Origin of the sequence: Kitasatospora sp. NPDC056651, from assembly GCF_042792155.1 — a bacterium.
Classification (GTDB): Bacteria; Actinomycetota; Actinomycetes; order Streptomycetales; family Streptomycetaceae; genus Kitasatospora.
The window spans coordinates 24,928-45,466 of the sequence record NZ_JBHTWX010000076.1; the positions used below are offsets into that span (position 1 = coordinate 24,928).

At 73.4% G+C, this 20,539-nt stretch carries 18 protein-coding genes; 9 read left to right on the top strand and 9 right to left on the bottom strand.

Going from position 1 to position 20,539, the window contains the following annotated elements:
* From ACFRAR_RS26225 to ACFRAR_RS26250, 6 genes are all read right to left on the bottom strand, one after another.
* Window positions 1-981, bottom strand: a 981-nt coding sequence (locus ACFRAR_RS26225) for a peptidoglycan-binding protein (protein ID WP_380700639.1), incomplete at its 3' end; no start/stop codon positions are given.
* Window positions 982-1,241: 260 nt separating this feature from the next.
* Window positions 1,242-2,246 (bottom strand): XRE family transcriptional regulator, encoded by a 1,005-nt coding sequence (locus ACFRAR_RS26230; RefSeq protein ID WP_380700640.1) that lies wholly within the window; start codon window positions 2,244-2,246, stop codon window positions 1,242-1,244.
* Window positions 2,247-2,533: 287 nt separating this feature from the next.
* On the bottom strand, window positions 2,534-4,723 hold the full coding sequence (locus ACFRAR_RS26235; RefSeq protein WP_380700641.1) for a protease pro-enzyme activation domain-containing protein: 2,190 nt from the start codon (window positions 4,721-4,723) through the stop codon (window positions 2,534-2,536).
* Between the two features lie 270 nt (window positions 4,724-4,993).
* Window positions 4,994-6,484, bottom strand: a complete 1,491-nt coding sequence (locus ACFRAR_RS26240; protein WP_380700642.1) for an FAD-dependent oxidoreductase — start codon at window positions 6,482-6,484, stop codon at window positions 4,994-4,996.
* A gap of 167 nt (window positions 6,485-6,651) precedes the next feature.
* The gene (gene paaN / locus ACFRAR_RS26245; RefSeq protein ID WP_380700643.1) at window positions 6,652-8,352 is read right to left on the bottom strand and encodes a phenylacetic acid degradation protein PaaN; all 1,701 of its coding nucleotides are present in this window, start codon (window positions 8,350-8,352) and stop codon (window positions 6,652-6,654) included.
* 161 nt (window positions 8,353-8,513) lie between these two features.
* Complete coding sequence (locus tag ACFRAR_RS26250; RefSeq protein WP_380700644.1) at window positions 8,514-9,782, bottom strand: hypothetical protein; 1,269 nt, start codon at window positions 9,780-9,782, stop codon at window positions 8,514-8,516.
* 128 nt (window positions 9,783-9,910) lie between these two features.
* Here ACFRAR_RS26250 and ACFRAR_RS26255 point away from each other — a divergent pair, with 128 nt between their 5' ends.
* A complete protein-coding gene (locus ACFRAR_RS26255) occupies window positions 9,911-10,495 on the top strand; it encodes a TetR/AcrR family transcriptional regulator (RefSeq protein WP_380700645.1) in 585 nt (194 codons plus the stop codon).
* Between the two features lie 89 nt (window positions 10,496-10,584).
* Here the strand turns inward: ACFRAR_RS26255 and ACFRAR_RS26260 are convergent, their stop codons facing one another.
* Window positions 10,585-11,046: an Lrp/AsnC family transcriptional regulator gene (locus tag ACFRAR_RS26260; protein WP_380700646.1), complete on the bottom strand. Its 462-nt coding sequence runs from the start codon at window positions 11,044-11,046 to the stop codon at window positions 10,585-10,587.
* Window positions 11,047-11,195: 149 nt separating this feature from the next.
* On the opposite strand from ACFRAR_RS26260, the gene pdhA reads away from it, so the two are divergent.
* From pdhA to ACFRAR_RS26280, 4 genes are all read left to right on the top strand, one after another.
* A complete protein-coding gene (gene pdhA, locus ACFRAR_RS26265; protein WP_380700647.1) occupies window positions 11,196-12,338 on the top strand; it encodes a pyruvate dehydrogenase (acetyl-transferring) E1 component subunit alpha in 1,143 nt (380 codons plus the stop codon).
* Between the two features lie 74 nt (window positions 12,339-12,412).
* Window positions 12,413-13,375, top strand: a complete 963-nt coding sequence (locus ACFRAR_RS26270) for an alpha-ketoacid dehydrogenase subunit beta (RefSeq protein WP_380700658.1) — start codon at window positions 12,413-12,415, stop codon at window positions 13,373-13,375.
* A gap of 5 nt (window positions 13,376-13,380) precedes the next feature.
* The gene (locus tag ACFRAR_RS26275; RefSeq protein ID WP_380700659.1) at window positions 13,381-14,691 is read left to right on the top strand and encodes a dihydrolipoamide acetyltransferase family protein; all 1,311 of its coding nucleotides are present in this window, start codon (window positions 13,381-13,383) and stop codon (window positions 14,689-14,691) included.
* A gap of 289 nt (window positions 14,692-14,980) precedes the next feature.
* On the top strand, window positions 14,981-16,501 hold the full coding sequence (locus ACFRAR_RS26280) for a globin domain-containing protein (RefSeq protein WP_380700648.1): 1,521 nt from the start codon (window positions 14,981-14,983) through the stop codon (window positions 16,499-16,501).
* Here the strand turns inward: ACFRAR_RS26280 and ACFRAR_RS26285 are convergent, their stop codons facing one another.
* Window positions 16,502-17,044 (bottom strand): NUDIX domain-containing protein, encoded by a 543-nt coding sequence (locus tag ACFRAR_RS26285; protein ID WP_380700649.1) that lies wholly within the window; start codon window positions 17,042-17,044, stop codon window positions 16,502-16,504. It abuts the gene before it with no gap.
* Window positions 17,045-17,279: 235 nt separating this feature from the next.
* Here ACFRAR_RS26285 and ACFRAR_RS26290 point away from each other — a divergent pair, with 235 nt between their 5' ends.
* Window positions 17,280-18,089: an IclR family transcriptional regulator gene (locus tag ACFRAR_RS26290; RefSeq protein ID WP_380700650.1), complete on the top strand. Its 810-nt coding sequence runs from the start codon at window positions 17,280-17,282 to the stop codon at window positions 18,087-18,089.
* A 197-nt stretch (window positions 18,090-18,286) separates the two neighbouring features.
* Window positions 18,287-18,712: an SsgA family sporulation/cell division regulator gene (locus ACFRAR_RS26295; RefSeq protein ID WP_380700651.1), complete on the top strand. Its 426-nt coding sequence runs from the start codon at window positions 18,287-18,289 to the stop codon at window positions 18,710-18,712.
* A 102-nt stretch (window positions 18,713-18,814) separates the two neighbouring features.
* On the opposite strand, the gene ACFRAR_RS26300 is transcribed toward ACFRAR_RS26295, so the two are convergent.
* Window positions 18,815-19,195: a phage holin family protein gene (locus ACFRAR_RS26300; protein ID WP_380700652.1), complete on the bottom strand. Its 381-nt coding sequence runs from the start codon at window positions 19,193-19,195 to the stop codon at window positions 18,815-18,817.
* Window positions 19,196-19,315: 120 nt separating this feature from the next.
* Between ACFRAR_RS26300 and ACFRAR_RS26305 the strand changes: the two genes are divergently transcribed.
* A complete protein-coding gene (locus tag ACFRAR_RS26305; protein ID WP_380700653.1) occupies window positions 19,316-19,633 on the top strand; it encodes a cupin domain-containing protein in 318 nt (105 codons plus the stop codon).
* Window positions 19,634-19,670: 37 nt separating this feature from the next.
* Entirely contained in the window at window positions 19,671-20,342 is a 672-nt protein-coding gene (tenA, locus tag ACFRAR_RS26310) for a thiaminase II (RefSeq protein WP_380700654.1), read from the top strand.
* The last annotated feature ends 197 nt before the right edge of the window (window positions 20,343-20,539 follow it).

Consider the following 20,539-nt stretch of genomic DNA (forward strand, 5'->3'; position numbering starts at 1 on the left):
TCTGCCGGTCCAGCCCTGGGCCTGCTGGAAGGCCTGGGTGGCCTTGCGGTCGGCCTCGCCCCAACGCGGGCCCGGGCCCTCGGAGTAGAACCTGGACCCGCCGCGCTGGGCCAGCAGCTGGCCGAGCTGGGTCACGTACGCGTTGTTGGCACCGGGGCCGAACTTGTCCGCGCCCGGGAAGGCGGTCGAGGAGCTGCCGCCGCCGGTGCCGCCGGTGCCGCCGCCGTCGGACAGGCCGGTGTAGCGGTACGGGACGTAGGAGCCGGAGTTGTTCCAGTAGGCGTACGGGGTGGTGCGCTTCTTGGTGGAGGGGTTGGTCTGCTCGTAGGCGATGTACTGGGTGCGGGAGGAGTCGGTCCAGCCGCCGAAGATCGTCACATGGGAGCCGGCCTGCGGGTTGGCCGGGTTGTTGTAGATCAGCACGTCGCCGGGCTGGAGGTCGTTCTTGCCGATCCGCTCGGCGAAGTTCGGCAGGGTCCAGGTGGTCTGGCTGCTGCTCAGCCCCCAGGCCATCGAGACGAAGCCGGAGCAGTCCTGGCGGTAACCGTCCGACCAGTAGCGGGACATGCTGTACGGCACGCCCTGGTTCACCCAGTTCTGGGCGCGCTGGATGATCTGGGCCCGGGTGACCGGCGTGGCGGCGCGCGGGGCGGCGAAGGCGCGGGCGCCCGGGGCCTGTCCGTAGAGGCCGCTGACCTCGCCCTGGGGGGTCTGGGTCTTGGCGGCGCCCGGAGCGGGGCTGGGGGCGGCGGAGGCGGTGCCGGCGGCGACCGCGCCGCCGCCCAGCGCGGTGCCGACGGCGGCCATCAGGACGGCGGCCCGGCGGCGGATGCTGTGGGCGGCGGCGTGGCCGCCCTCGTGGACGGGGGCGGCGTGCAGCCGTGCGCGGCGGCGGGCACTGCAGCCCCCGCATATGCAGTCCTCCGCCGGTTCGACCTCGTCGAACTCCATGAGTGGGGACAGGGGGTCGGTAAGGGTCATGCTCCGCCTCTTTCCTGCGGTTCTTCTGGTCGCCGCCTGACGACGAGACAGAAGTGGCCTTCCCGGGCCGATTCAGTATGTATCGGGACCAAGGTCCCAAAGCGGGCCGGATGCGTCACGGTGGGTTAGGCCGAACGGGTGAAGAGCAATCAGCTGTCCGGTGGGGTCGGCTGACCGGTGCTCATGTCTCCCGGGCGGGAACGCGAAAGCCCCGCCGGTGGTCCGACGGGGCTTTCGGGTGGGACGGGAGGGGGAAGGGCCTACGCCCATTCCCAGCGGATGCCGATGTGTCCCGGCTGCTGGTCGGGGGCCAGCACGTGGGCGCTCGCCGAGGCGCCGATCCAGAGCTGCTCGCGGCGGTGGTCGACGTCGGCGCCCGGCTCGCGGTCGTAGCGCTCGCAGTGCGCCGGGACGGCGGCCGGGTCGAAGTGCACCTGGAGCACGTACTCGCGCACCGGGGTGGCGAAGCGGCGGCTGTACTCCGTGGTCGGGCCGCCGGGCGGGATCTCCACCTCGTACTCGAAGACCGTGCTGTCGCCGAGGCCCAGCGGCCGGTCCAGCATCAGCTCGGCGACCGTCAGCCCGACCTCCGGGCGGCGGCGCACCCGGCCGAGCCGGCCGTGCCGCACCGAGGTGACCTCCGGGCAGCCGGTGGCCTCCTCGTCGGCCTTGTGCACCACCAGGCAGCGGCCGACGCCGCCGACGGTGGCGCGCACCACCTGGCGCATCCGCAGCAGGGTGGCACGCTGCTCGGCGTCCACGTAGTAGGAGTCGTGGATGCTCAGGCGCTCCAGCTCGCCGGGCGGCGGGGCGTCGAGTTCGGCGAAGATCGAGGCGATCTCCAGCTCGCCCGGCCACACGTCCTCCAGCCCGAGGTGGCTGGTGCTGGCCGCGGCGGCCCAGCGGCCGCGCGGGCGCGGCGGGCCGAGCAGCGAGGAGAGCGCGCTGTGCGGCAGGCCGAGCAGTTCCTCCAGCAGGTGGACGGCGCGCAGCGAGCTGGCCCGTTCGGGCTGGCTGCGGCCGCGCCGCCAGTAGCTGAGGGTGGTGACGCTGACCCTGACCCCGCGCGCGGCGAGGGCGGCGCGGATCCGGTCCAGGCTGAGGCCGCTGGCCTCGATGGCCAGGTGCAGGGTGTCCGCGAAGCCGCCGGCCGGGGTGAGGCGGCCCGCGGCCGCCGCGGGAGCCGGTCCGGCCGGGCCCGGGTGCTCCGTGTGCGACCCGACCAGCCGCAGCCGCGCCGCGTCCTGAGGCTGCTCTGCGGCCATGCGGTAACCCTCCCCACCAGCTGAGTTCGGTGGGACCGGGCCGCCGCCGGGGCGCGCCGTCAGAGGCATCACCGAGTTGTGGGGAACCCTATGCACGGTCGAGAGGCTACGTCATCAGTCGTGCGTATGACAGTGGTCACGGCAAGTGAACCGGGCGGTGAGCGATCTTGAAACAGTCCGGAAACACGAGCCGCCGGACGGCCTGGAGGGGCCGGGACGGGACACCGCCGGGGCGGGCCCTGACGGCGCCGCCCCGGCGGGGGTTCGGTGGTGCTACCGACCGGTGATCAGTTGACGTTCAGCGCGACGTCGTCGATCACGAAGCTGGTCTGGAGCGAGGAGTCCTCGGTGCCGGTGAACTTGATGGTCACGGTCTGGCCGGCGAAGGAGGTCAGGTCCAGGGTGCGCTGGACGTAGCCGGCCGCCGCGTTGGCGTTGGAGTACGTCGCCAGCGTGGTGCTGTTGGCCTGGACGGTCAGCTTGTCGTACGCGGTGGTGCCGGTCTCCGCGGTGTCGACGTGCAGCCAGAAGGTCAGCTTCGCGGAGGCGCAGCCGGCCGGGATCGAGACGGTCTGCGACAGGGTGTCGGTGTGGGCCGAGCCGTAGCCGTCCAGCCAGGCCTTCCAGCTGCCCGAGTGGGCGGGCTGGGAGGCGCTGTTGGTGACCACGCCGCTGGAGGCGGTCCACGGCGCGGCGGTGCCGCTCTCGAAGCCGCCGTTGGAGACCAGCTGGGCGGCGGTGCAGCCGCCGGACGGCGGGGTGGTGCTGCCGCCGCCGAGCAGGGCGGTGGTCAGCGCGTCGGCGACCGGGGAGCCCCAGCCGGTGACCTGGTCGTAGCCGGCCTTGGCGGAGAAGTCCTGGTTGGCGCCGGTGGTCACGTCGTGGAAGCTGCTGCCGTAGCCGCCGCCGTTCGCGACCGCGTACAGCCGCGGGCTCGCCTCGCCGAGGACCGGCTGCCCGGCGGCCTTGGCCTTCTGGTTGAACTGGGCCGCGTAGCCGGCCCAGAGCGGCGCGGCCGCGCTGGTGCCGCCGTAGACCTGCCAGGAGCCGGCGGTGTAGATCGCGAAGCCGCTCTGCGGGTCGGCGTTGGAGGAGACGTCCGGGACGGTGCGCATGGTGCCGGTGACGCCGGTGCCGGTCTGCCAGCTCGGCTTGGCGAACACGGTGGAGACGCCGCCGCCGGCGGTGCTCCAGGCGCTCTCCGAGGAGTAGGTGTTGCCGCCGGAGACCTGGAGGTTGGTCCCGCCGACGCCGGTCTGGTGCGGGCTGGAGGCCGGGAAGTCGACCGCCTTGACGGCCGAGCCGCTGGTGGAGCGGGTGCAGTCGCGCGAGCCGTCGTCACCGGAGGCGGAGAAGATCGAGATGCCCTGGGCGGCGGCCTGCTTGAAGGCGTTGTCGACCGCGGTCATCGAGGAGGCGGTGGTGTCCGGCTCGCAGGAGCCCCAGGAGATCGAGACGACCGAGACCCGGTTGTCCGTCACGATCTTGTTGGCCATGTCGATCTCGCCCTGGTCGCTGTTGGGCGCCTCGTAGACCAGCTGGGTGGCCTTGGGCGCCGCGCCGCGGACGATCTCGCTGTCCAGCTCGACCTCGCCCTGGCCCTGGCCGGGGGCGGAGTCGTAGTTGGCGCCGTCCACCGAGACGGTGGAGACGGCCGGGCCGGACAGGCCGTACTGGGAGTCGTAGGTGGTCAGGTTCGAGGACTGGTAGCCGTCGAACTCCCACAGCGCGACCGTGGTGCCGGTGCCGTCCGCGCCGGTCTTGGTGAGGTTGTACGCGCCGGTGTACTGGGCCGGGGACATGCCGCTCGGGGCGGCGCTCGCGGCGTTCGGAGCGGGCGTGGCCGGGGTGACCGCGTTCGGGGCGGCGGCGTTCGGCTCGGCCAGGCGGTTCTTGCGGACCGCGTGGTTGTCCAGGCCGCTGACGCCCTGGACCACGGTGGCCAGGTCGGACGGGATCGAGGCGGCGGCGTCGTTGGCGAAGAACGCGCGCTGGAGCTGCGGGTCGAGGTACGAGCTCTCGTGGGTGCCGAAGGCCTGGGAGACCTGGGCGGCGGTGCCGTGGGCGTTGACCACCTGGCGGTTGGCGCTCACCCCGGTGACGGTCAGGCCCTGCTGGGCCAGGTAGGTCCTGACCTGGTCGACGGCGGCCTGGGTCGGGCCGAACCGCGCGGTGAACTGCTCCGGCGTCAGGTGGCGGCCGTACTCCGGGGCACCCGGGGTCTCGACCGCGGTGAGGAAGTGGTCCAGGGCGTCGGTGTCACGCAGCTTCAGGCTGACGGACACGGAGATCTGCTGGGCGGCCGGGACGTCACCCTTCTTCTCCGAGTGGGCCACCGCGGGGTTCACGGTGTTCGGGAGGGCGACGCGCGGGGCGGCGTTCGGGGTGGCGGCCTGCGCGGTGGAGACACCGAGCGAGACGGCGGTCAGCGGCAGCACGGCTATCGCCGCGGCGAGGGCAAGGGAGCGGGGGCGCAACGGATCCTCCTCCGGCCGGCTGTGGGGGCCGGCAAGGGGCCAGGCGTTCCGGAGTCGAGAACGCTTGCTTGAACATGACAGAACCCGTGTGCGAATTGGCTCATGGCCGGGCAATTCGTTGCTAAAAAACAGTCAACTGTGGAGAGCGGGAAACCCGTCGGTTCCATACAGTGAATGGCCGTGGCGGCCGGGTGCGGGGCGGTGCCCTCCGCACGCGAAGGTCCCCGCGCCCCAAGAGGGGCACGGGGACCTCGACGCGGTGCCGGGCGGTCAGGCCGGAGTGCCGAGCCAGTCGGTGAGGGCGGCGCGCAGTTCGCCCTGGCCGGGGTCGACGGCGGCCCAGGCGACGTAGCCGTCCGGGCGGATCAGCAGCACGGTGTCGCGCAGCTTGCCGTGCGGGTCGGCGGGGGCGGCGCAGACCACGCGGTCGGCCCAGGGCTCGGCGGCGGCCAGCTCGTCATTGCTGACCAGGACGAACTTCCCGGCGCGCAGCGCCTCGTAGAGCCGCTCGGGGGCGGCCGGGGCGCCCTCGGCGGGCTTGCTGAGGGCGGTCAGCCGCAGGTCCGGGACGCGCTTGCCGACCTGCGGGTGGGCGTCCTTGGGGGCCGGGTAGGAGATCCCGATGCCGGAGATCAGCTTGGCGCCGCGCCCGGTGACCGGGTCGAGGAGGCCGCCCAGCGCGGTGAGCGCCCCGCGCAGGGCGCGGGTGGGGGCGGACTCGGCGAGCGCCAGCCGGATCAGCGCGCCGGAGGTGCGCAGCACCGTCTTGCCGACCGGGTGCCGCTCGGTCTGGTAGGTGTCCAGCAGGGCGTCGGTGGCCCGGCCCCGGAGGACGGCGGCGAGCTTCCAGGAGAGGTTGGCGGAGTCCTGGAGGCCGGTGTTCATGCCCTGGCCGCCGGCCGGGGAGTGGCAGTGGGCGGCGTCGCCGGCCAGGAAGACCCGTCCGGAGCGGTAGTCGGGGGCCTGCCGTTCGTCGCTGTGGAAGGTGGAGCTCCAGCGCACGTCGTGCAGGCCGTAGTCCTCGCCGAGGATGGCCCGGACGAGGGCGGTGAGCTGCTCGGGCGAGGGGGTGGTGCCGTCCGGGTACCGTTCCTCGCGGTCCCAGGCGATGATCCGGAACCAGCCGTCGCCGAACGGGGCGATGAAGGCGAAGCCGGCGTGGTTGGCGCTGACGGTGATCGTCTCGGTGGGCTCGCGGTCCAGCCGGACGTCGGCCAGCACCATCGAGTCGACCACGGACTCGCCGGGGAAGGGGATGCCGAGCAGGTCGCGGACGGTGGAGTGGACGCCGTCGGCGGCGACCGCGTACGCGGCGCGGTGGCTCCGCCTGTCCCGGGTCTCCAGGGTCACGCCCTCGGCGTCCTGGCGCAGCCCGGTGACCTCGGCGCCGCGCAGCACGGTCGCGCCGGCCTTCTCGGCGCGTTCCAGCAGCAGTCGTTCGACGTTGTACTGGGGGGTCATCAGGACGAACGGGAAGCGGGTGGGCAGCGTGCCGAGGTCGATCCCGAGGCGGTCGGACATCCTCAGCCCGTCGAGCGGGCGGCCGGTGGCGATCAGCTCCTCCGCCAGGCCCCGGGCGTCCAGCATCTCCAGGCTGCGGGCGTGCACGGCGAAGGCCCGGGTGAGGTTGGACTCGGCGGCCCGCTTCTCCAGCAAGGTGACGCCGACTCCGGCGGCGGCGAGGTCGCCGGCCAGCAGCAGTCCGGTCGGTCCGGCGCCGACGATCAGGACGTCGGTTTCGGTCGTCGGCTTCACGGCCATGTATCAGCTCCCGTTGCTCGGAGGGCGGTCGGACGCCGTTCCCGGCGTCCTCCCAGCCTCCATCATCGCGGGCGCGGCCGGGGCTGTGAACCGCCGGGTCCGGGAGCCGTGAACCGCCGGGCCCCGGCGGTGGGTGACCGCCGGGGCCCGGATCCGGAATCGAACGCTCAGCCGTGCCGGCGGATCTCCACCGTGCGGAACCGGTTGGCGACGAACGCGCCGTCGCAGTAGGCCGAGTTGGCGGCCGGGTTGGCGCCGGTGCCGTGGAGGTCGGAGAAGGCGGCGGTCTGGTTGGGGTAGACCCCGCCGGTCAGGTTGAGCGAGAGCGAGACGCCGGAGTCCAGCGCGGCCTCCACCAGGAGCGCCTCCACCTCGGGCGAGGTGGTGTAGCCGGAGGCGGTCATGGCGCCCTTCTCGCGGACCGTGGTGCGCAGCAACTCGACGGCGGCGGCGGTGGATTCGACCGCGACGGCGAAGGAGACCGGCCCGAAGCACTCGCTGCGGAAGACGGCCCGGTCGTCCGGCTTGTCGGCGTCCAGCCTGACCAGCGCGGGGGTGCGGACGGTCGCGCCGGGGAAGTCCGGCGAGGTCACCGCGCGCGGGGCGAGGGCGAGTTCGCCGTACTCGCCGCCGGCCGCGGCGGCCGAGCGCTGGAGCACCCCGGGGTTGACCACGGCGCCGAGGATCGCGGCGGCGCGGGCGTCGTCGGAGAGCAGGCCCTCGATGGCGCCGGCCAGGTCGGTGACCACCTGGTCGTACGACTTGTCGCCCTGGTCGGTGGTGATGCCGCCGCGCGGGATCAGCACGTTCTGCGGGGTGGTGCACATCTGGCCGCTGTAGAGCGAGAGCGCGAAGGCCAGGTTGCCCAGCATGCCCTTGTAGTCGTCGGTGGAGTCGATCACCACCGCGTTGACGCCGGCCTTCTCGGTGTACACCTGGGCCTGCTTGGCGTGCTCCTCCAGCCAGTCGCCGAAGGAGGTGGAGCCGGTGTAGTCGATCAGCTTGATCTCGGGGCGGACGGCGAGGGCCGCGGCGACGGTGCCGCCCTCGTGTTCGGCGGCCAGGCAGACCAGGTTCGGGTCGAAGCCGGCCTCGGCGAGCACCTCGCGGGCGGTCCGGACGGTCAGCGCGAGCGGCAGCACGGCCCGCGGGTGCGGCTTGACCAGCACCGGGTTGCCGGTGGCCAGCGAGGCGAACAGGCCCGGGTAGCCGTTCCAGGTGGGGAAGGTGTTGCAGCCGATCAGCAGCGCGAGGCCGCGCGGGACGACGGTGAACTCCTTGGTCATCACCAGCGGGTCGCGCTTGCCCTGGGGCTTGGTCCAGCCGGCCTGGCGCGGCAGCCGGGTCTGCTCGGCGTAGGCGTAGGCGACCGCCTCCAGACCGCGGTCCTGGGCGTGCGGGCCGCCGGCCTGGAAGGCCATGCCGTAGGCCTGGCCGGTGGTGTGCATGACGGCCTGGGCGAACTCGTGGGAGCGGGCGTTGATCCGGTGCAGGATCTCCAGGCAGACGGCGGCGCGCTCCAGCGGGCTCGCGGCGGCCCAGCCGGGGCGGGCGGCGGTGAGCGCGGCGATCAGCGCGTCCGGGTCGGCGTGCGGGTAGGTGATGCCCAGCTCGACGCCGTACGGGGAGGACTCGCCGCCGACCTGGTCGCCGTCGGTGGGGTGGCCGTCGAGGACGAACGGCTTGCCGTGCAGGGCGTCGAAGGCGGCCTTGCCGTCCGCCGGGCCGCTCTCGCCGTAGGCCTTCGGGAACTCGGGGTAGGGCGACCAGTAGTCGCGCGCGACGGCGGCGGCGAGCGCGGCGTCCAGGGTGGCCTGGTGGCGCTCGACCAGCTCGCCGACGAGGGGGTGGGTGACCGCTGCGGACATCTGTGCGCTCCTCGGAGGGCGTCGAAAAGCAGGACGGGATCAGTCACAGAGTAACCGAACGATCGGTCGGTTCAAGAGGGTGTGGAGGAGGGAGGCCCGTGGAAAACGGACGGGGGCGCGTCCGTGGCGGACGCGCCCCCGTGGGCCGGGTGGACCGGGGTCTACGGCACGCCCAGCTCGAAGATCACGTACCCGGCGTACCAGCCGGAGGCGATCGCCCCGGTGCCCAGGACGGCCGCCAGGGCCGGCAGGCTCAGCTTGCGCAGCCCCACCGCCAGCGCGATGAGCAGCGGGAACGCGGGCAGCAGGTAGCGCGAGGTGTTGCCGAAGATGCCGAGGCTGCCGAGCACGGAGACGATCGTGGCCAGCGTGTAGGCGGTCAGCACCAGCGGCGGGCGCAGCCGGACCAGCAGCACGATCAGCATCGGCAGGCTGAGCACGATCAGGGTGGCGAACAGGTCCGGCACCGGGAAGGCGAAGGGGTAGTCGTTGCGGCCCAGCAGCACGCCGCGGATCGCGTGCCAGGTGCCCTGGCCCCAGTCGAAGTAGTGCAGCCAGGCGTCGTGCTGGAGGCGGAAGTAGCCGCCCCACTCACCGGTCCGCCAGCCCACCCAGCCGACGTAGCCGAGCAGGCCGACCGGGGCCAGCACCATCGCGGCCAGCGGACGCAGGACGCCGCTCTCCCGGCGGTACAGCTCGACCATCGCGGCCAGGCCCACCGCGCCGATCAGTGCGGCGGAGGTCGGCCGGTTGAGCCCGGCGACCAGGGTGATCACCCCGGCCGCGATCCACTGCTTGGTCATCACCCAGTAGCAGGCCCAGGCCGCCAGCGCGACGAAGAGGGAGTCCGAGTAGACCGCCCACTCGGCGCCCGAGCCCGGGGCGATCGCCCAGAGCCCGGCCGCGATCACGCCCGAGCGCGCGTCGCCGGTCATCTTCTCGACCACGGCGTAGATGCCGGCCGCGGCGAACAGCGAGGCCACCACCGACACCAGCATCCCGGCGCCGTACAGGCCGAGGCCGGTGACGTCCGAGACCATCCGCATCAGGCCCGGGTAGAGCGGGAAGAAGGCGGCCGAGTTCTGCTCGATGTTGAAGCCGACCGGTCCGTTCGGGATCGGGACCAGCGCCGGGTGGTAGCCGAACTGGGCCACCTGCTGGTACCACCAGCCGTCCCAGGTGCCCGCCACGTCCCAGGGGTTGGCGCCGCCGCCGAACCGGGCCGGCTTCTTGGCGTACTCGCCGGAGAAGGAGAGGAGCTTCATGAAGACGGTGAAGCCGACCAGCTTCAGCATCGCGTAGCACCACACGGCCGGCCCGAACCGGACCACCAGGGCGCGGGCGCGGTCCTGCCAGGTGTGTGCGGCGTCCTCCGGCTCCTCGTTGCGCTGCTCGGGCACGTCGGAGGCGACTGCCGGTATTGAGTTCATCAGCCGTGGACCCCACCTGCTGGACGTGGACGGATCGTCCGCAGATTCTAGGGCCTGCCCCCTCCGGTTGGTGTGGACCAGTCGGACCCGATCGCGTACCGGCCGGGACGGCCGGGGATACTCGGAGGATGGCCGATCACACCACGCGCACCGCCTACACCGTGGAGTCACTGCTCGCGGTGACCGTCGACGTGTTCAACGAGCGCGGCTACGACGGCACCTCGATGGAGGACCTGTCGAGGGCGGCCGGGATCTCCAAGTCGTCGATCTACCACCACGTGCGCGGCAAGGAGGAACTGCTGCGGCTGGCGGTCGGGCGGGCGCTGGACGGGCTGTTCGCGATCCTCGCCGAGCCGGCCGCGGTCGAGGGCCCGGCGGTGGAGCGGCTGGAGCACGTGGTGCGGCGCACCGCCGAGGTGCTGCTGGAGGAACTCCCGTACGTGACGCTGCTGCTGCGGGTGCGCGGGAACACGGCCACCGAGCAGTGGGCGCTGGAGCGCCGGCGGGACTTCGACCACCAGGTCGCGGAGCTGCTGCGGGCGGCGGTCGCGGACGGCGCGCTCCGGGCGGACGTGGAGCCGCGGCTGGCCACCCGGCTGCTGTTCGGGATGATCAACTCGATCGTGGAGTGGTACCGGCCGGGGGCCAAGGCCGCCGACGGCGTCGCGGACGCGGTGGTCCACCTGGCCTTCGACGGGCTGCGGGCGCGCTGAGCCGTACCCGCTGAGCCGTACCCGCCGAGGGCGGCCCGTCAGGGCGGCCTGTCAGAGCTGGGCGTTCCCGCCGGGGGCGGCCCGTCCCGTCAGAGCGGCGGCACCTGGTCCGTCTCCTCGAAGACCAGCATGGTCCGGGTGCCGAGCACCTGCGGGATGGACTGGATGCTGCCCAGCACCAGCTCCCGCAGGGCCTGGTTGTCGGCGGTGTGCACCAGCAGCAGGACGTCGAAGTCCCCGCCCACGAGTGCGATGTGCGCCACCCCGGGCAGCTCCAGCAGCTGCTCGCGCACCGTCCGCCAGGAGTTCTGGACGATCTTCAGGGTGATGTACGCGGACGCGACCTGGCCCGCCCGCTCGTGGTCCACCCTGGCGGTGAAGCCGCGGATGACGCCGTCCTCGACCATCCTGGAGATCCGGGCGTACGCGTTGGCCCGGGACACGTGCACCCGCTCGGCCACCGAGCGGATGGAGGCGCGGCCGTCCTGCTGCAACAGCCGCAGGATCGACCGGTCGACCCGATCGAGTCTGGACGTCTGTTCAGCCGACATGACCCCCCACCCTCCCCGATTGGACACACTGCCACCAGTCGACCGCCGAACGGGCCGAATGTCCACCACCTTGTCACGCTTCTGGTCAAGATGAACAGACGACCGAACAATCGGTAGGGAGCCCCCGCCACCCAAGGAGGTGCCCCGAGATGACCGTTCTCGACCACAGACACCGCACACCGGTGCCCGGATGGCTGCCCGGTGCCACCTCCCCGCGCACCGACCCGGCCCCGCTCCTCCCGGACCCCTCCCCCGTCCGGCTGCTCGGCACCCCCGCGCTGGAGAAGTGCGATCCGGCGCTGCTGCGCGAGCTCTACCGCCGCCTGGTCGTCGGCCGCCGGTACAACCAGCAGGCCACCACCCTCACCAAGCAGGGCCGGCTCGCCGTCTACCCGGCGTCCACCGGCCAGGAGGCCTGCCAGGTCGCCGCCGCGCTGGCGCTCGGCGAGCGGGACTGGCTCTTCCCCAGCTACCGCGACACCCTCGCCGTGGTCTCCCGGGGCGTCGACCCGCTGGAGGCGCTGACCCTGCTGCGCGGCAGCGCCCACACCGGCTACGACCCGCTGACCAGCCGCACCGCGCCGCTCTGCACCCCGCTCGCCACCCAGGCCCCGCACGCCGTCGGGCTGGCGCACGCCGCCCGGTTGCGCGGCGAGCCGGTGGTCGCGCTGGCGATGCTCGGCGACGGCGGCACCAGCGAGGGCGACTTCCACGAGGCGCTGAACTTCGCGGCCGTGCTGGGCGCCCCGGTCGTCTTCCTGGTGCAGAACAACGGCTACGCGATCTCCGTCCCGCTCAGCGCGCAGTCCGCCGCGCCCACCCTGGCCCACAAGGCCGTCGGCTACGGCATGCCGGGCCGGCTGGTGGACGGCAACGACGCGCCCGCCGTGCACGCGGTGCTGGCCGAGGCGGTCGAGCGGGCCCGGACCGGTGGGGGCCCGACCCTGGTCGAGGCGCTGACCTACCGGATCGAGGCGCACACCAACGCCGACGACGCGACCCGCTACCGCACCGAGCCCGAGGTGGCCGCCTGGCGCGAGCACGACCCGATCCTGCTGATGGAGCGCGCGCTGCGCGGACTCGGCGTGCTGGACGACGCCCTGGTGCGGGAGACGGCGGACGAGGCGGAGGCGCTGGCGGCCCGGATGCGGGCCGAGTTCCACACCGACCCGGACCTCGACCCGATGTCGCTGTTCGCCCACGTCTTCGCCGAACCGACCCCACAACTTCGGGAGCAGGCCGCCCAGTTGGCCGCCGAGCTGGCCGCCGAGGCGGAGGTGGCGGAGCGATGAGCACGGCGTCCCACCCGTCGCCCGCCCCCGGTCGGGCCGCCGAGCGGCACCCCGCCGGACCCCGCACGTCGAGCATGGCCCAGGCGCTCAACTCCGCGCTGCGCGACGCCATGCGCGAGGATCCGTCGGTGCACGTGCTCGGCGAGGACGTCGGCGCGCTCGGCGGCGTCTTCCGGATCACCGACGGGCTCACCGCCGAGTTCGGCCCGGACCGCTGCCTGGACACCCCGCTGGCCGAGGCCGGCATCCTCGGCACCGCGATCGGCATGGCGATGTACGGACTGCGTCCGGTGGTCGAGATGCAGTTCGACGCCTTCGCCTACCCGGCGCTGGAGCAGCTGTTCTCGCACGTCGCCAAGATGCGCAACCGCACGGCGGGCCGGCTGCCGCTGCCGATCACCGTCCGCATCCCGTACGGCGGCGGAATCGGCGGGGTCGAGCACCACAGCGACGCCTCCGAGGCGTACTACGCGAGCACCCCCGGCCTGCACGTGGTCACCCCGGCGACGGTCGCCGACGCGTACGGGCTGCTGCGCGCCTCGATCGCCTCCGACGACCCGGTGGTCTTCCTGGAGCCCAAGCGGCTCTACTGGGGCAAGGCCGACCTCGACCCGGCGGCGCCGGTCGAGCCGATCGGCAGGGCGGTGCTGCGGCGCACCGGCACCTCCGCGGTGCTGATCACCTACGGCCCCTCGCTGCCGGTCTGCCTGGCGGCGGCCGAGGCGGCGCAGGCCGAGGGTTGGGACCTCGCGGTGCTGGACCTGCGCACCCTGGTGCCGTTCGACGACGAGACGGTCTGCCGGGTGGTCCGCTCGCTCGGCCGGGCCGTGGTGGTGCACGAGGCGAGCGGCTTCGGCGGCACCGGCGCGGAGATCGCCGCCCGGGTCACCGAGCGCTGCTTCCACCACCTGGCCGCGCCCGTGCTGCGGGTCACCGGCTTCGACATCCCGTACCCGCCGCCGATGTTGGAGCACCACCACCTGCCCGGGGTGGACCGCATCCTGGACGCGGTCGCCCGGCTCCAGTGGGAGGACTGAGGATGATGCCCGTCGTGCGGGAGTTCCGGCTGCCCGACCTCGGTGAGGGGCTCACCGGGGCGGAGGTGGTGCGCTGGATGGTCGAGGTCGGCGAGGTGATCGCGGTCGACCAGCCGGTGGTCGAAGTGGAGACCGCCAAGGCCGTGGTGGAGGTGCCCTGTCCGTACGGCGGGGTGGTCACCGCGCGGTACGGCGAGGTGGGCGAGGAGGTCGCGGTGGGCGCGCCGCTGGTGACGGTCGCGGTGGCGGCGGCCGGACCGGACACCGTCACCGCGACCGCTGTCGGGGCCGTCGTCGGGGCCGCTGTCGGGGCCGTCGTCGGGGCCGGCGAGGTGGAGCGGCCGCTGGTCGGGTTCGGGGTCGCCGAGCCGGGCCGGGGCGGGCAGCGGCGCCGGGTCGGGGCGGCGGCTCCCGTCGCGGTGGCCGCCGTGGCCGTTCCGGCTCCCGCGGTCCCGGTGGTGGTTCCGGTGATCTCGCCGCTGGTGCGGCGGCTGGCCCGGGAGCAGGGCGTCGACCTGGCCGGCCTCACCGGGAGCGGACCGGACGGGCTGATCATGCGTGCGGACGTCGAACGGGCGGTCGCCGCCAGGGTGGCCGCTCCGGCGGGTGTCGCCGTCGCCGTCGCGCCGGACGGTGTCGTCCCGCTGCGCGGGCTGCGCAAGGCGGTGGCGGAGAAGCTCAGCCGCAGCCACCGGGAGATCCCCGCGGCGACCTGCTGGGTGGACGCCGACGCCACCGAACTCATGGCGCTGCGAAGGCAGTTGAACTCCACGCCGGGTCCGAAGGTGAGCGTTCTGGCGCTGCTGGCGCGGATCTGCACCGTCGCGCTGGCGCGCTTCCCGGAGCTCAACTCCTCGGTGACCGAGGATGGTTCGGGAATCGTCCGGCACCAGGCCGTGCACCTGGGCTTCGCCGCGCAGGGCGAGCGCGGGCTGGTCGTGCCGGTGGTGCGGGACGCGCAGAACCGCAGCACCGAGCAACTCGGCGAGGAGCTTGGGCGGTTGACCGAGGCAGCGCGCGGCGGATCGCTCACTCCGGCCGAACTGACCGGTGGCACCTTCACGTTGAACAACTACGGGGTGTTCGGCGTGGACGGATCCACCCCGATCCTCAACCACCCCGAGGCGGCGATGCTCGGGGTCGGCCGGATCGTCGCCAAACCATGGGTCCACGGTGGGCAGTTGGCGGTCCGCGAGGTGACGCAGCTGTCGTTCACCTTCGACCACCGGGTCTGCGACGGCGGGACGGCCGGGGGCTTCCTGCGGTTCGTCGCGGACTGCGTGGAGCAGCCGGGGATGCTGCTGCGACAGCTCTGAGCGCACGGGCGTTCGACGCGGCGAGGACGTCGCCCTGGGTGTGCGGACGGACACCCAGGGCGACCGCGGCCGGGGAGAGTAGCGCGTGGCGGGCCCGGCTGTCCGGGCTTCGCGCGATTCCTCCGGCGGGCGCTCCGGGCGTGCCACGCTGCCTTGGCTCCGGCAGGGACGAGCCGGGCGCAGGTCGGCCGGAGGCGAAACGATTCAGTTGAACATTCGAGATGCAGCGGGTCGAGACGCGGCGGGTCGAGACGCGGCGGGTCACGACGTGGCGGGTCACAACGTGGCCGTGAAGTCCCGTACGACGGTGCTGGTCCGCAGCCGGCACGGCGCGGCGGGGGCCGCCTCCGTCCCGGGCCTGTCGACGGAGGCACCGTCGGCGATGTCGATGCCGACGGTGTCGATGCCGTCGGCGTCGATGCTGGAGCCCGTCCGGCCGGTGGTCCCGGCCCGGCCGGCGCACCCGCCGACCGGGCCGGCTCCGGGAGCCGTCCCGGCCCCCGACTTCCGCCCGCTGTTCGTCGACGCCCCCGGCCTCAACCGGGCCGGCCCGGGCGACCGGTGGAGCGACGCCTGGGGCGCGGGAGCCCCCGCCGGACCGCCCCCGCCCCCGGCCGCGCTGCCGGCCGCCGGGGCGGGTCGGCCCGGCGCGGAAGCGCCGCTCACCGCCCGGGAGGTCGAACTGGTCCGGGCCGGCCTCGCCGCCCTCGTGCCGGTCGCCGACCGGGCCACCGCGCACTTCTACGCGCTGCTCTTCCTGCGCCACCCCGAGCTGCGCTCGTTCTTCCCCGCCGCCATGGACGTCCACCGCGACCGGCTGTTCCGCACCGTGCTGACGGTGGCGCACGAGATCGACCGGCCCGCGGCGCTGCGCGCCACCCTCGCCGGGCTCGGCCGCGACCACCGCCGGCACGGCACGCCGGCCGCCCACTACGTCACGGTGGAGGAGTGCCTGGCGCAGACCCTGGCCCGGTACGCGGGCAGCCGCTGGGACGCCGAGGCCGAGCGGGCCTGGCGCCGCGCCTACCGGATGGTCGCTTCGGGCATGATCGAGGCCGCCGAGGAGGACGCCCGCACCTCGCCGGCCTGGTGGCAGGGCGAGATCGTCCGGCACGAGCGGCGCACCCGGGACGTCGCGGTGGTCACCGTCCGGCCGGACCAGGCGTACCCGTTCCGGGCCGGGCAGTACGCCGCGCTGGAGACGCCCTGGTGGCCGCGGGTCTGGCGGCACTACTCCTTCGCCGCCGCGCCCCGCCCGGACGGGCTGCTGGTGTTCCACGTCAAGGCCGTCCCGGCGGGCTGGGTGAGCAACGCGCTGGTCCACCGGGCCGCGCCCGGGGACGTGCTGCGGCTGGGGCCGGCGGCCGGCTCGATGACCGTCGACCACGCGGCCGGCGCCGATCTGCTCTGCCTCGGCGGCGGCACCGGCGTCGCGCCGGTCCGCGCCCTGGTCGAGGAGGCCGCCGCGTACGGCACGCCGGGCCGCCGCGTCGAGGTGTTCTACGGCGCCCGCCGGGCCGAGGAGCTGTACGAGCTGGACGGGCTGCGCGAACTGGCCGGGTGCAACCCGTGGCTGACGGTCCGTCCGGTGGTGTCCGTCGGAGGTCCGGCCGGCGGTCTGCTGACCGGTGGCCTGCTGACCGGTGAACTGCCCGAGGTGGTGGGCCGGTTCGGGCCGTGGGCGGGCCGCGAGGCGGTGCTCAGCGGACCGCCCGCGATGGTGCGCCGGGGCGTCGGGGTGCTGCTGCGCGCCGGGGTCGCGGCCGAGCGGATCCGGCACGACCTGGTCGGTGACCTGGCCTCCGGGTGATCACCCGAGGTCGGGTGCGAGGAGCGCGCGGATGCCCTCGATGTTGGCCGCCAGGTACGCCCGCAGCCGGGGCGGGACCACGTTGACCGAGGTGACGCCCTCGCGGGTGAACGGCAGCCGGACCACCTCGTACTCGCCGTTGGGCTCCGTCACCTCGGGCCCGTGCCGTCGGCTGAGGTCCATCGAGGCGAGCCGGCAGACGAAGAAGTGCTGCACCTTGATCCCGTGCGGGTGCAGCGGGGTGCCGTCGTCGTGGAGCGTGTGGCTGACGGTGTCGACGAACGCGGGCACCACGTCCACGATCTTGCCGCCGAGTTCCTCGTCCACCTCGCGGTGCAGCGCCTCGACCACCGTCCGGTCCTCGCGCTCGACCCCGCCGCCGGGGGTGATCCAGTACGGGTGCGGCGCGTCCGGCCGGACCCGCCGGATCAGCACGATCGAGGCCGGACCGTACGGGTCGTCCGGGTCCAGCTCCAGCAGGATGGCCCGCGCGGTGCGCTTCACCACCGGTCGCAGTGGCGGAGTGCGGTTGTCGGGGTCCATGGCCACCTCCGGGGCTGGCGCGTTGTGCGGGAGTCTCCCGCGCCGGGGAGGGGGCGAAACCCGGGGAATGGGTCGAAACGCACCCGACCGGGTCGAAACGCCGACCCGGTCGGGTGCGTCCGTTCGGGGGCCCGCTGTGCTGCAATGGGCGACTATCGGGCAAAATCGGAGGGCGCTGCTCCGCATGGCCCTTCTTGGCACCTGCGCGCGGGACTCGGGCTGGGGGTTGGGTGGCATGGATCAGATCGCACAGCCGTTCGACATCGCAGAGGATTCCGGGCCGGCCGTGCCGCGGCAGAAGGCCGCGGAGCGGGGGCCCACCCTGATCGGTTCCGTCCAGCGGGCGCTGCGGCTGCTGGAGGCCGTCGGGGGCTTCGGGCACGGCGCGACCGCCAAACAGCTGGCCCGCGCCGCCGAGCTGCCCCTCGGCACCGCCTACCACCTGCTGCGCACCCTGGCCCACGAGGGCTACCTGCGGCGGTCCGAGGGGCGGTTCTTCCACGGGGAGGCGCTCGACGGCATAGCCACCGCGCGCGCCCGCTCCGGCCGGCCCGACCTGCGGACCCGGATGCAGTCCTTACGGGACGACCTCGGCGCCGCCGTCTACTTCGCCCTCTACCAGGACGGCGAGGTCCACCTGGTGGACGTGGTCGAGGCTCCGGACCGCCCCGCCGTGGAGCCCTGGGCCGACCTGCGGGCGACCGCCCACGCCCACGCCATCGGCCAGTGCCTGCTGGGCCAGCTCCCCGAGGACGTGCGCCGCGACCACCTCGCCCGCCACCCGCCGACCGGGCTCACGCCGGCCACCCTGACCGGGGAGAGCGCGGTGCTGCGACGGCTCGCCGCGCTGCGGCCGACCATGCCCGTGCTGGAGCGTCAGGAGTACGCTCTCGGCACGGTCTGCGCGGCGGTCCCGATCACGATAGGTCCGGTGGTCGCCACCATGGCCCTCTCGCTGCCGGTCGAGCAGTCCGACCGACTGGCCTCCGTCGCGCGCCAACTGCGGTGCGAGGTCGGGGCGATGAGCCCGTCGTTCATCCTCTGAAGCTACTTGGTCTAGACCTAGCCCGGCTCGTTCACCATTTGAAAAAGCACACCTTGTCCACTACATCCCCAAACATGGACGATGGTGATCGAACGTGGATTGGTTGCATAAACCGTCACAAAAACCGTCGAAAACATGTCCGGCCGCCGTCGGACCAGCACACCGACGGCGCGGGCAGAACGAGAGGTACTGGCGCCATGCAGCACAGCACAGTCCAGGGTCACCTGGTGATGAACCTCGTGGTCTCGCACGAGCTCTCCTTCCGCCTCCTGGTGGACCTGGCGTACGAGGCCGACGACCCGTACGCCGTCCGGCTCACCTTCCACCTGCCCGGCGACGCCCCGGTCACCTGGTACTTCGCGCGGGAGCTGCTGCTCGACGGGATCAGCGGACCGGCGGGCGAGGGCGACGTGCACATCCGCCCGGTCGGTGACGAGCTCTCGGAGGTCCGCATCGTGCTGCGCTCCCCGGACGGAGACGCCGTGCTGCGGGCCTCGTCCGCGCCGCTGATCGCGTTCCTGTCGCGCACCGACCGGCTGGTGCCGATGGGCGAGGAGTTCGCGGGGCGGGACATCGACGCCCAGCTCGCGAGCATCCTCAAGGGGCGTGAGAACGCGGGGTGAGCGGTCCAGGGGCGGCCGTCCGCCGCACGGGAACGACGGAGGGGCCCGTACCCGGGGAGACACCCGGGCACGGGCCCCTTTCGGTTGCCCGCACGGGACCGGTCAGTCGTCGTCCAGGGCCACGTGCAGGCCCCAGGCGACCAGGCTGATGATCAGCGAACCGATCAGCGCCGAACCGAAGTTGGTCACGTGGAAGTCCAGACTCAGCTTCCCGGAGGCCCAGGAGGTGAGCATCAGCATCAGGGCGTTGATCACGAAGGTGATCAGGCCCAGCGTGAGGATGAACAGCGGGAACGAGAACAGTTTGACCACCGGCTTGATCAGCCAGTTCACCACGCCGAAGACGACGGCCACGCCGAGCACCGTCAGTGTCTTGTGCTGCCAGTCGGCCTTGCCCTGGGCGAGTTGGATGCCGCTGACGATCCAGGCGGCGACCCAGATGGCCGCCGCGTTGATCAGTGTCTTGATGACGAATCCCTTCATGCCGCCCAAGACTGGCAGGAACCACCCTCCCGACGGAACCTCCGGACGGCGGGGTGGTGTTGAATGCCACAGGGCGCGCGGGTGGCCGAACGCGCTCGCGGACGAGGGAGGACGGCGGCGGTGAAGCTCTTCCGGCTGGACGAACTGGACGCCGAGCGGGCGGCCAACGACGGCGCCTACCTGCGGTTCCTGCGCGAGGCGCGGATGTCCGCCGGGCTGTACGCGCTCTCCCCCGGGGACACCGACACCCAGACCGCGCACGACCAGGACGAGCTCTACCAGGTGATCAGCGGCAGGGCCGAACTGACCGTCGGCGCCGAGACCATGACCGTCGGGCGCGGCACCGTGGTGTACGTCCCGGCGGGCACCCCGCACCGGTTCCACCACGTCACCGAGGAGCTGCGGGTGCTGGTGGTGTTCTCCCCGCCGGAGGACTGAGCGGAGCGCCGGGAGCCGCGCCGGTTAGGGTCGCGGCATGAGCACCAAGACGCTGACCGAAGAACTCTGGGCGGCCATCGAGCCGGTGTACGCCGAGATCCTCGCCCACCCCTTCCTGGCCGGGCTCACCGACGGCACCCTGCCGCGCGAGGCCTTCCGCCACTTCGTCGTCCAGGACTCGCACTACCTGCGCGACTACGCCCGCGCGCTCGCCGTCTGCGCCGCCAAGGCGCCCGGCGAGGAGGACGTCCGGGCCTTCGCCGACGACGCGGTCGGCGCGCTGGCCGCCGAGCAGGGCATGCACGCCGAGTTCCTGACGGCCTTCGGCGGGAGCGCCGAGGAGGCCGCCGCCGAGCCGGTGCTGCCCACCACCCGGGCCTACACCAGCTACCTGCTGGCCACCGTCTACGGCGGCTCCTTCGCCGAGGCGGTCGGCGCGGTGCTGCCCTGCTACTGGATCTACGCCCGGGTCGGCGAGGCGCTGCTCGCCCAGGGCTCGCCCGATCCGCTGTACGCCAAGTGGATCGCCACCTACGGTGACGAGGCCTTCCAGTCGGTCGTCCGCCGGGTGCTGGCGCTCACCGACCGGCTGGGCGAGGAGCTCTCCGCGACGGAACGCCGCAAGGTGGTCGGGCACTTCGTGACCACCTCGCGCTACGAGTGGATGTTCTGGGACGCCGCCTGGCGCGGCGAGCGCTGGCCGGTCTGAACCGTCCGGCCTGCCGCCGTCCTGTCGCCGGCCCGTCGTCGCGAAACGGCACGACGGGCCCGCGGCCCCCGGGCGGGGGCGGGCCGGGGGGCGGCCCGGGCCCGCCGTGTGCAACCCCCCCGGGGCCGGCCTGAGGCCGCCCCGCGACTACGTCGCCCTGGTGCTGCGGTTCGCCGGCCAGGAGGGCAACATCGGCG

Bases quoted from the DNA above. Each gene is read 5' to 3' on its own strand.
- ACFRAR_RS26230 (WP_380700640.1), bottom strand. From the start codon at position 2,246: ATGGCCGCAGAGCAGCCTCAGGACGCGGCGCGGCTGCGGCTGGTCGGG.
- ACFRAR_RS26255 (WP_380700645.1), top strand. From the start codon at position 9,911: ATGGCCGATCACACCACGCGCACCGCCTACACCGTGGAGTCACTGCTC.
- tenA (WP_380700654.1), top strand. From the start codon at position 19,671: ATGAGCACCAAGACGCTGACCGAAGAACTCTGGGCGGCCATCGAGCCG.
- ACFRAR_RS26260 (WP_380700646.1), bottom strand. From the start codon at position 11,046: ATGTCGGCTGAACAGACGTCCAGACTCGATCGGGTCGACCGGTCGATC.
- ACFRAR_RS26290 (WP_380700650.1), top strand. From the start codon at position 17,280: ATGGATCAGATCGCACAGCCGTTCGACATCGCAGAGGATTCCGGGCCG.
- ACFRAR_RS26295 (WP_380700651.1), top strand. From the start codon at position 18,287: ATGCAGCACAGCACAGTCCAGGGTCACCTGGTGATGAACCTCGTGGTC.
- ACFRAR_RS26270 (WP_380700658.1), top strand. From the start codon at position 12,413: ATGGCCCAGGCGCTCAACTCCGCGCTGCGCGACGCCATGCGCGAGGAT.
- ACFRAR_RS26285 (WP_380700649.1), bottom strand. From the start codon at position 17,044: ATGGACCCCGACAACCGCACTCCGCCACTGCGACCGGTGGTGAAGCGC.
- ACFRAR_RS26275 (WP_380700659.1), top strand. From the start codon at position 13,381: ATGCCCGTCGTGCGGGAGTTCCGGCTGCCCGACCTCGGTGAGGGGCTC.
- ACFRAR_RS26250 (WP_380700644.1), bottom strand. From the start codon at position 9,782: ATGAACTCAATACCGGCAGTCGCCTCCGACGTGCCCGAGCAGCGCAAC.
- ACFRAR_RS26300 (WP_380700652.1), bottom strand. From the start codon at position 19,195: ATGAAGGGATTCGTCATCAAGACACTGATCAACGCGGCGGCCATCTGG.
- ACFRAR_RS26240 (WP_380700642.1), bottom strand. From the start codon at position 6,484: ATGGCCGTGAAGCCGACGACCGAAACCGACGTCCTGATCGTCGGCGCC.
- paaN (WP_380700643.1), bottom strand. From the start codon at position 8,352: ATGTCCGCAGCGGTCACCCACCCCCTCGTCGGCGAGCTGGTCGAGCGC.
- pdhA (WP_380700647.1), top strand. From the start codon at position 11,196: ATGACCGTTCTCGACCACAGACACCGCACACCGGTGCCCGGATGGCTG.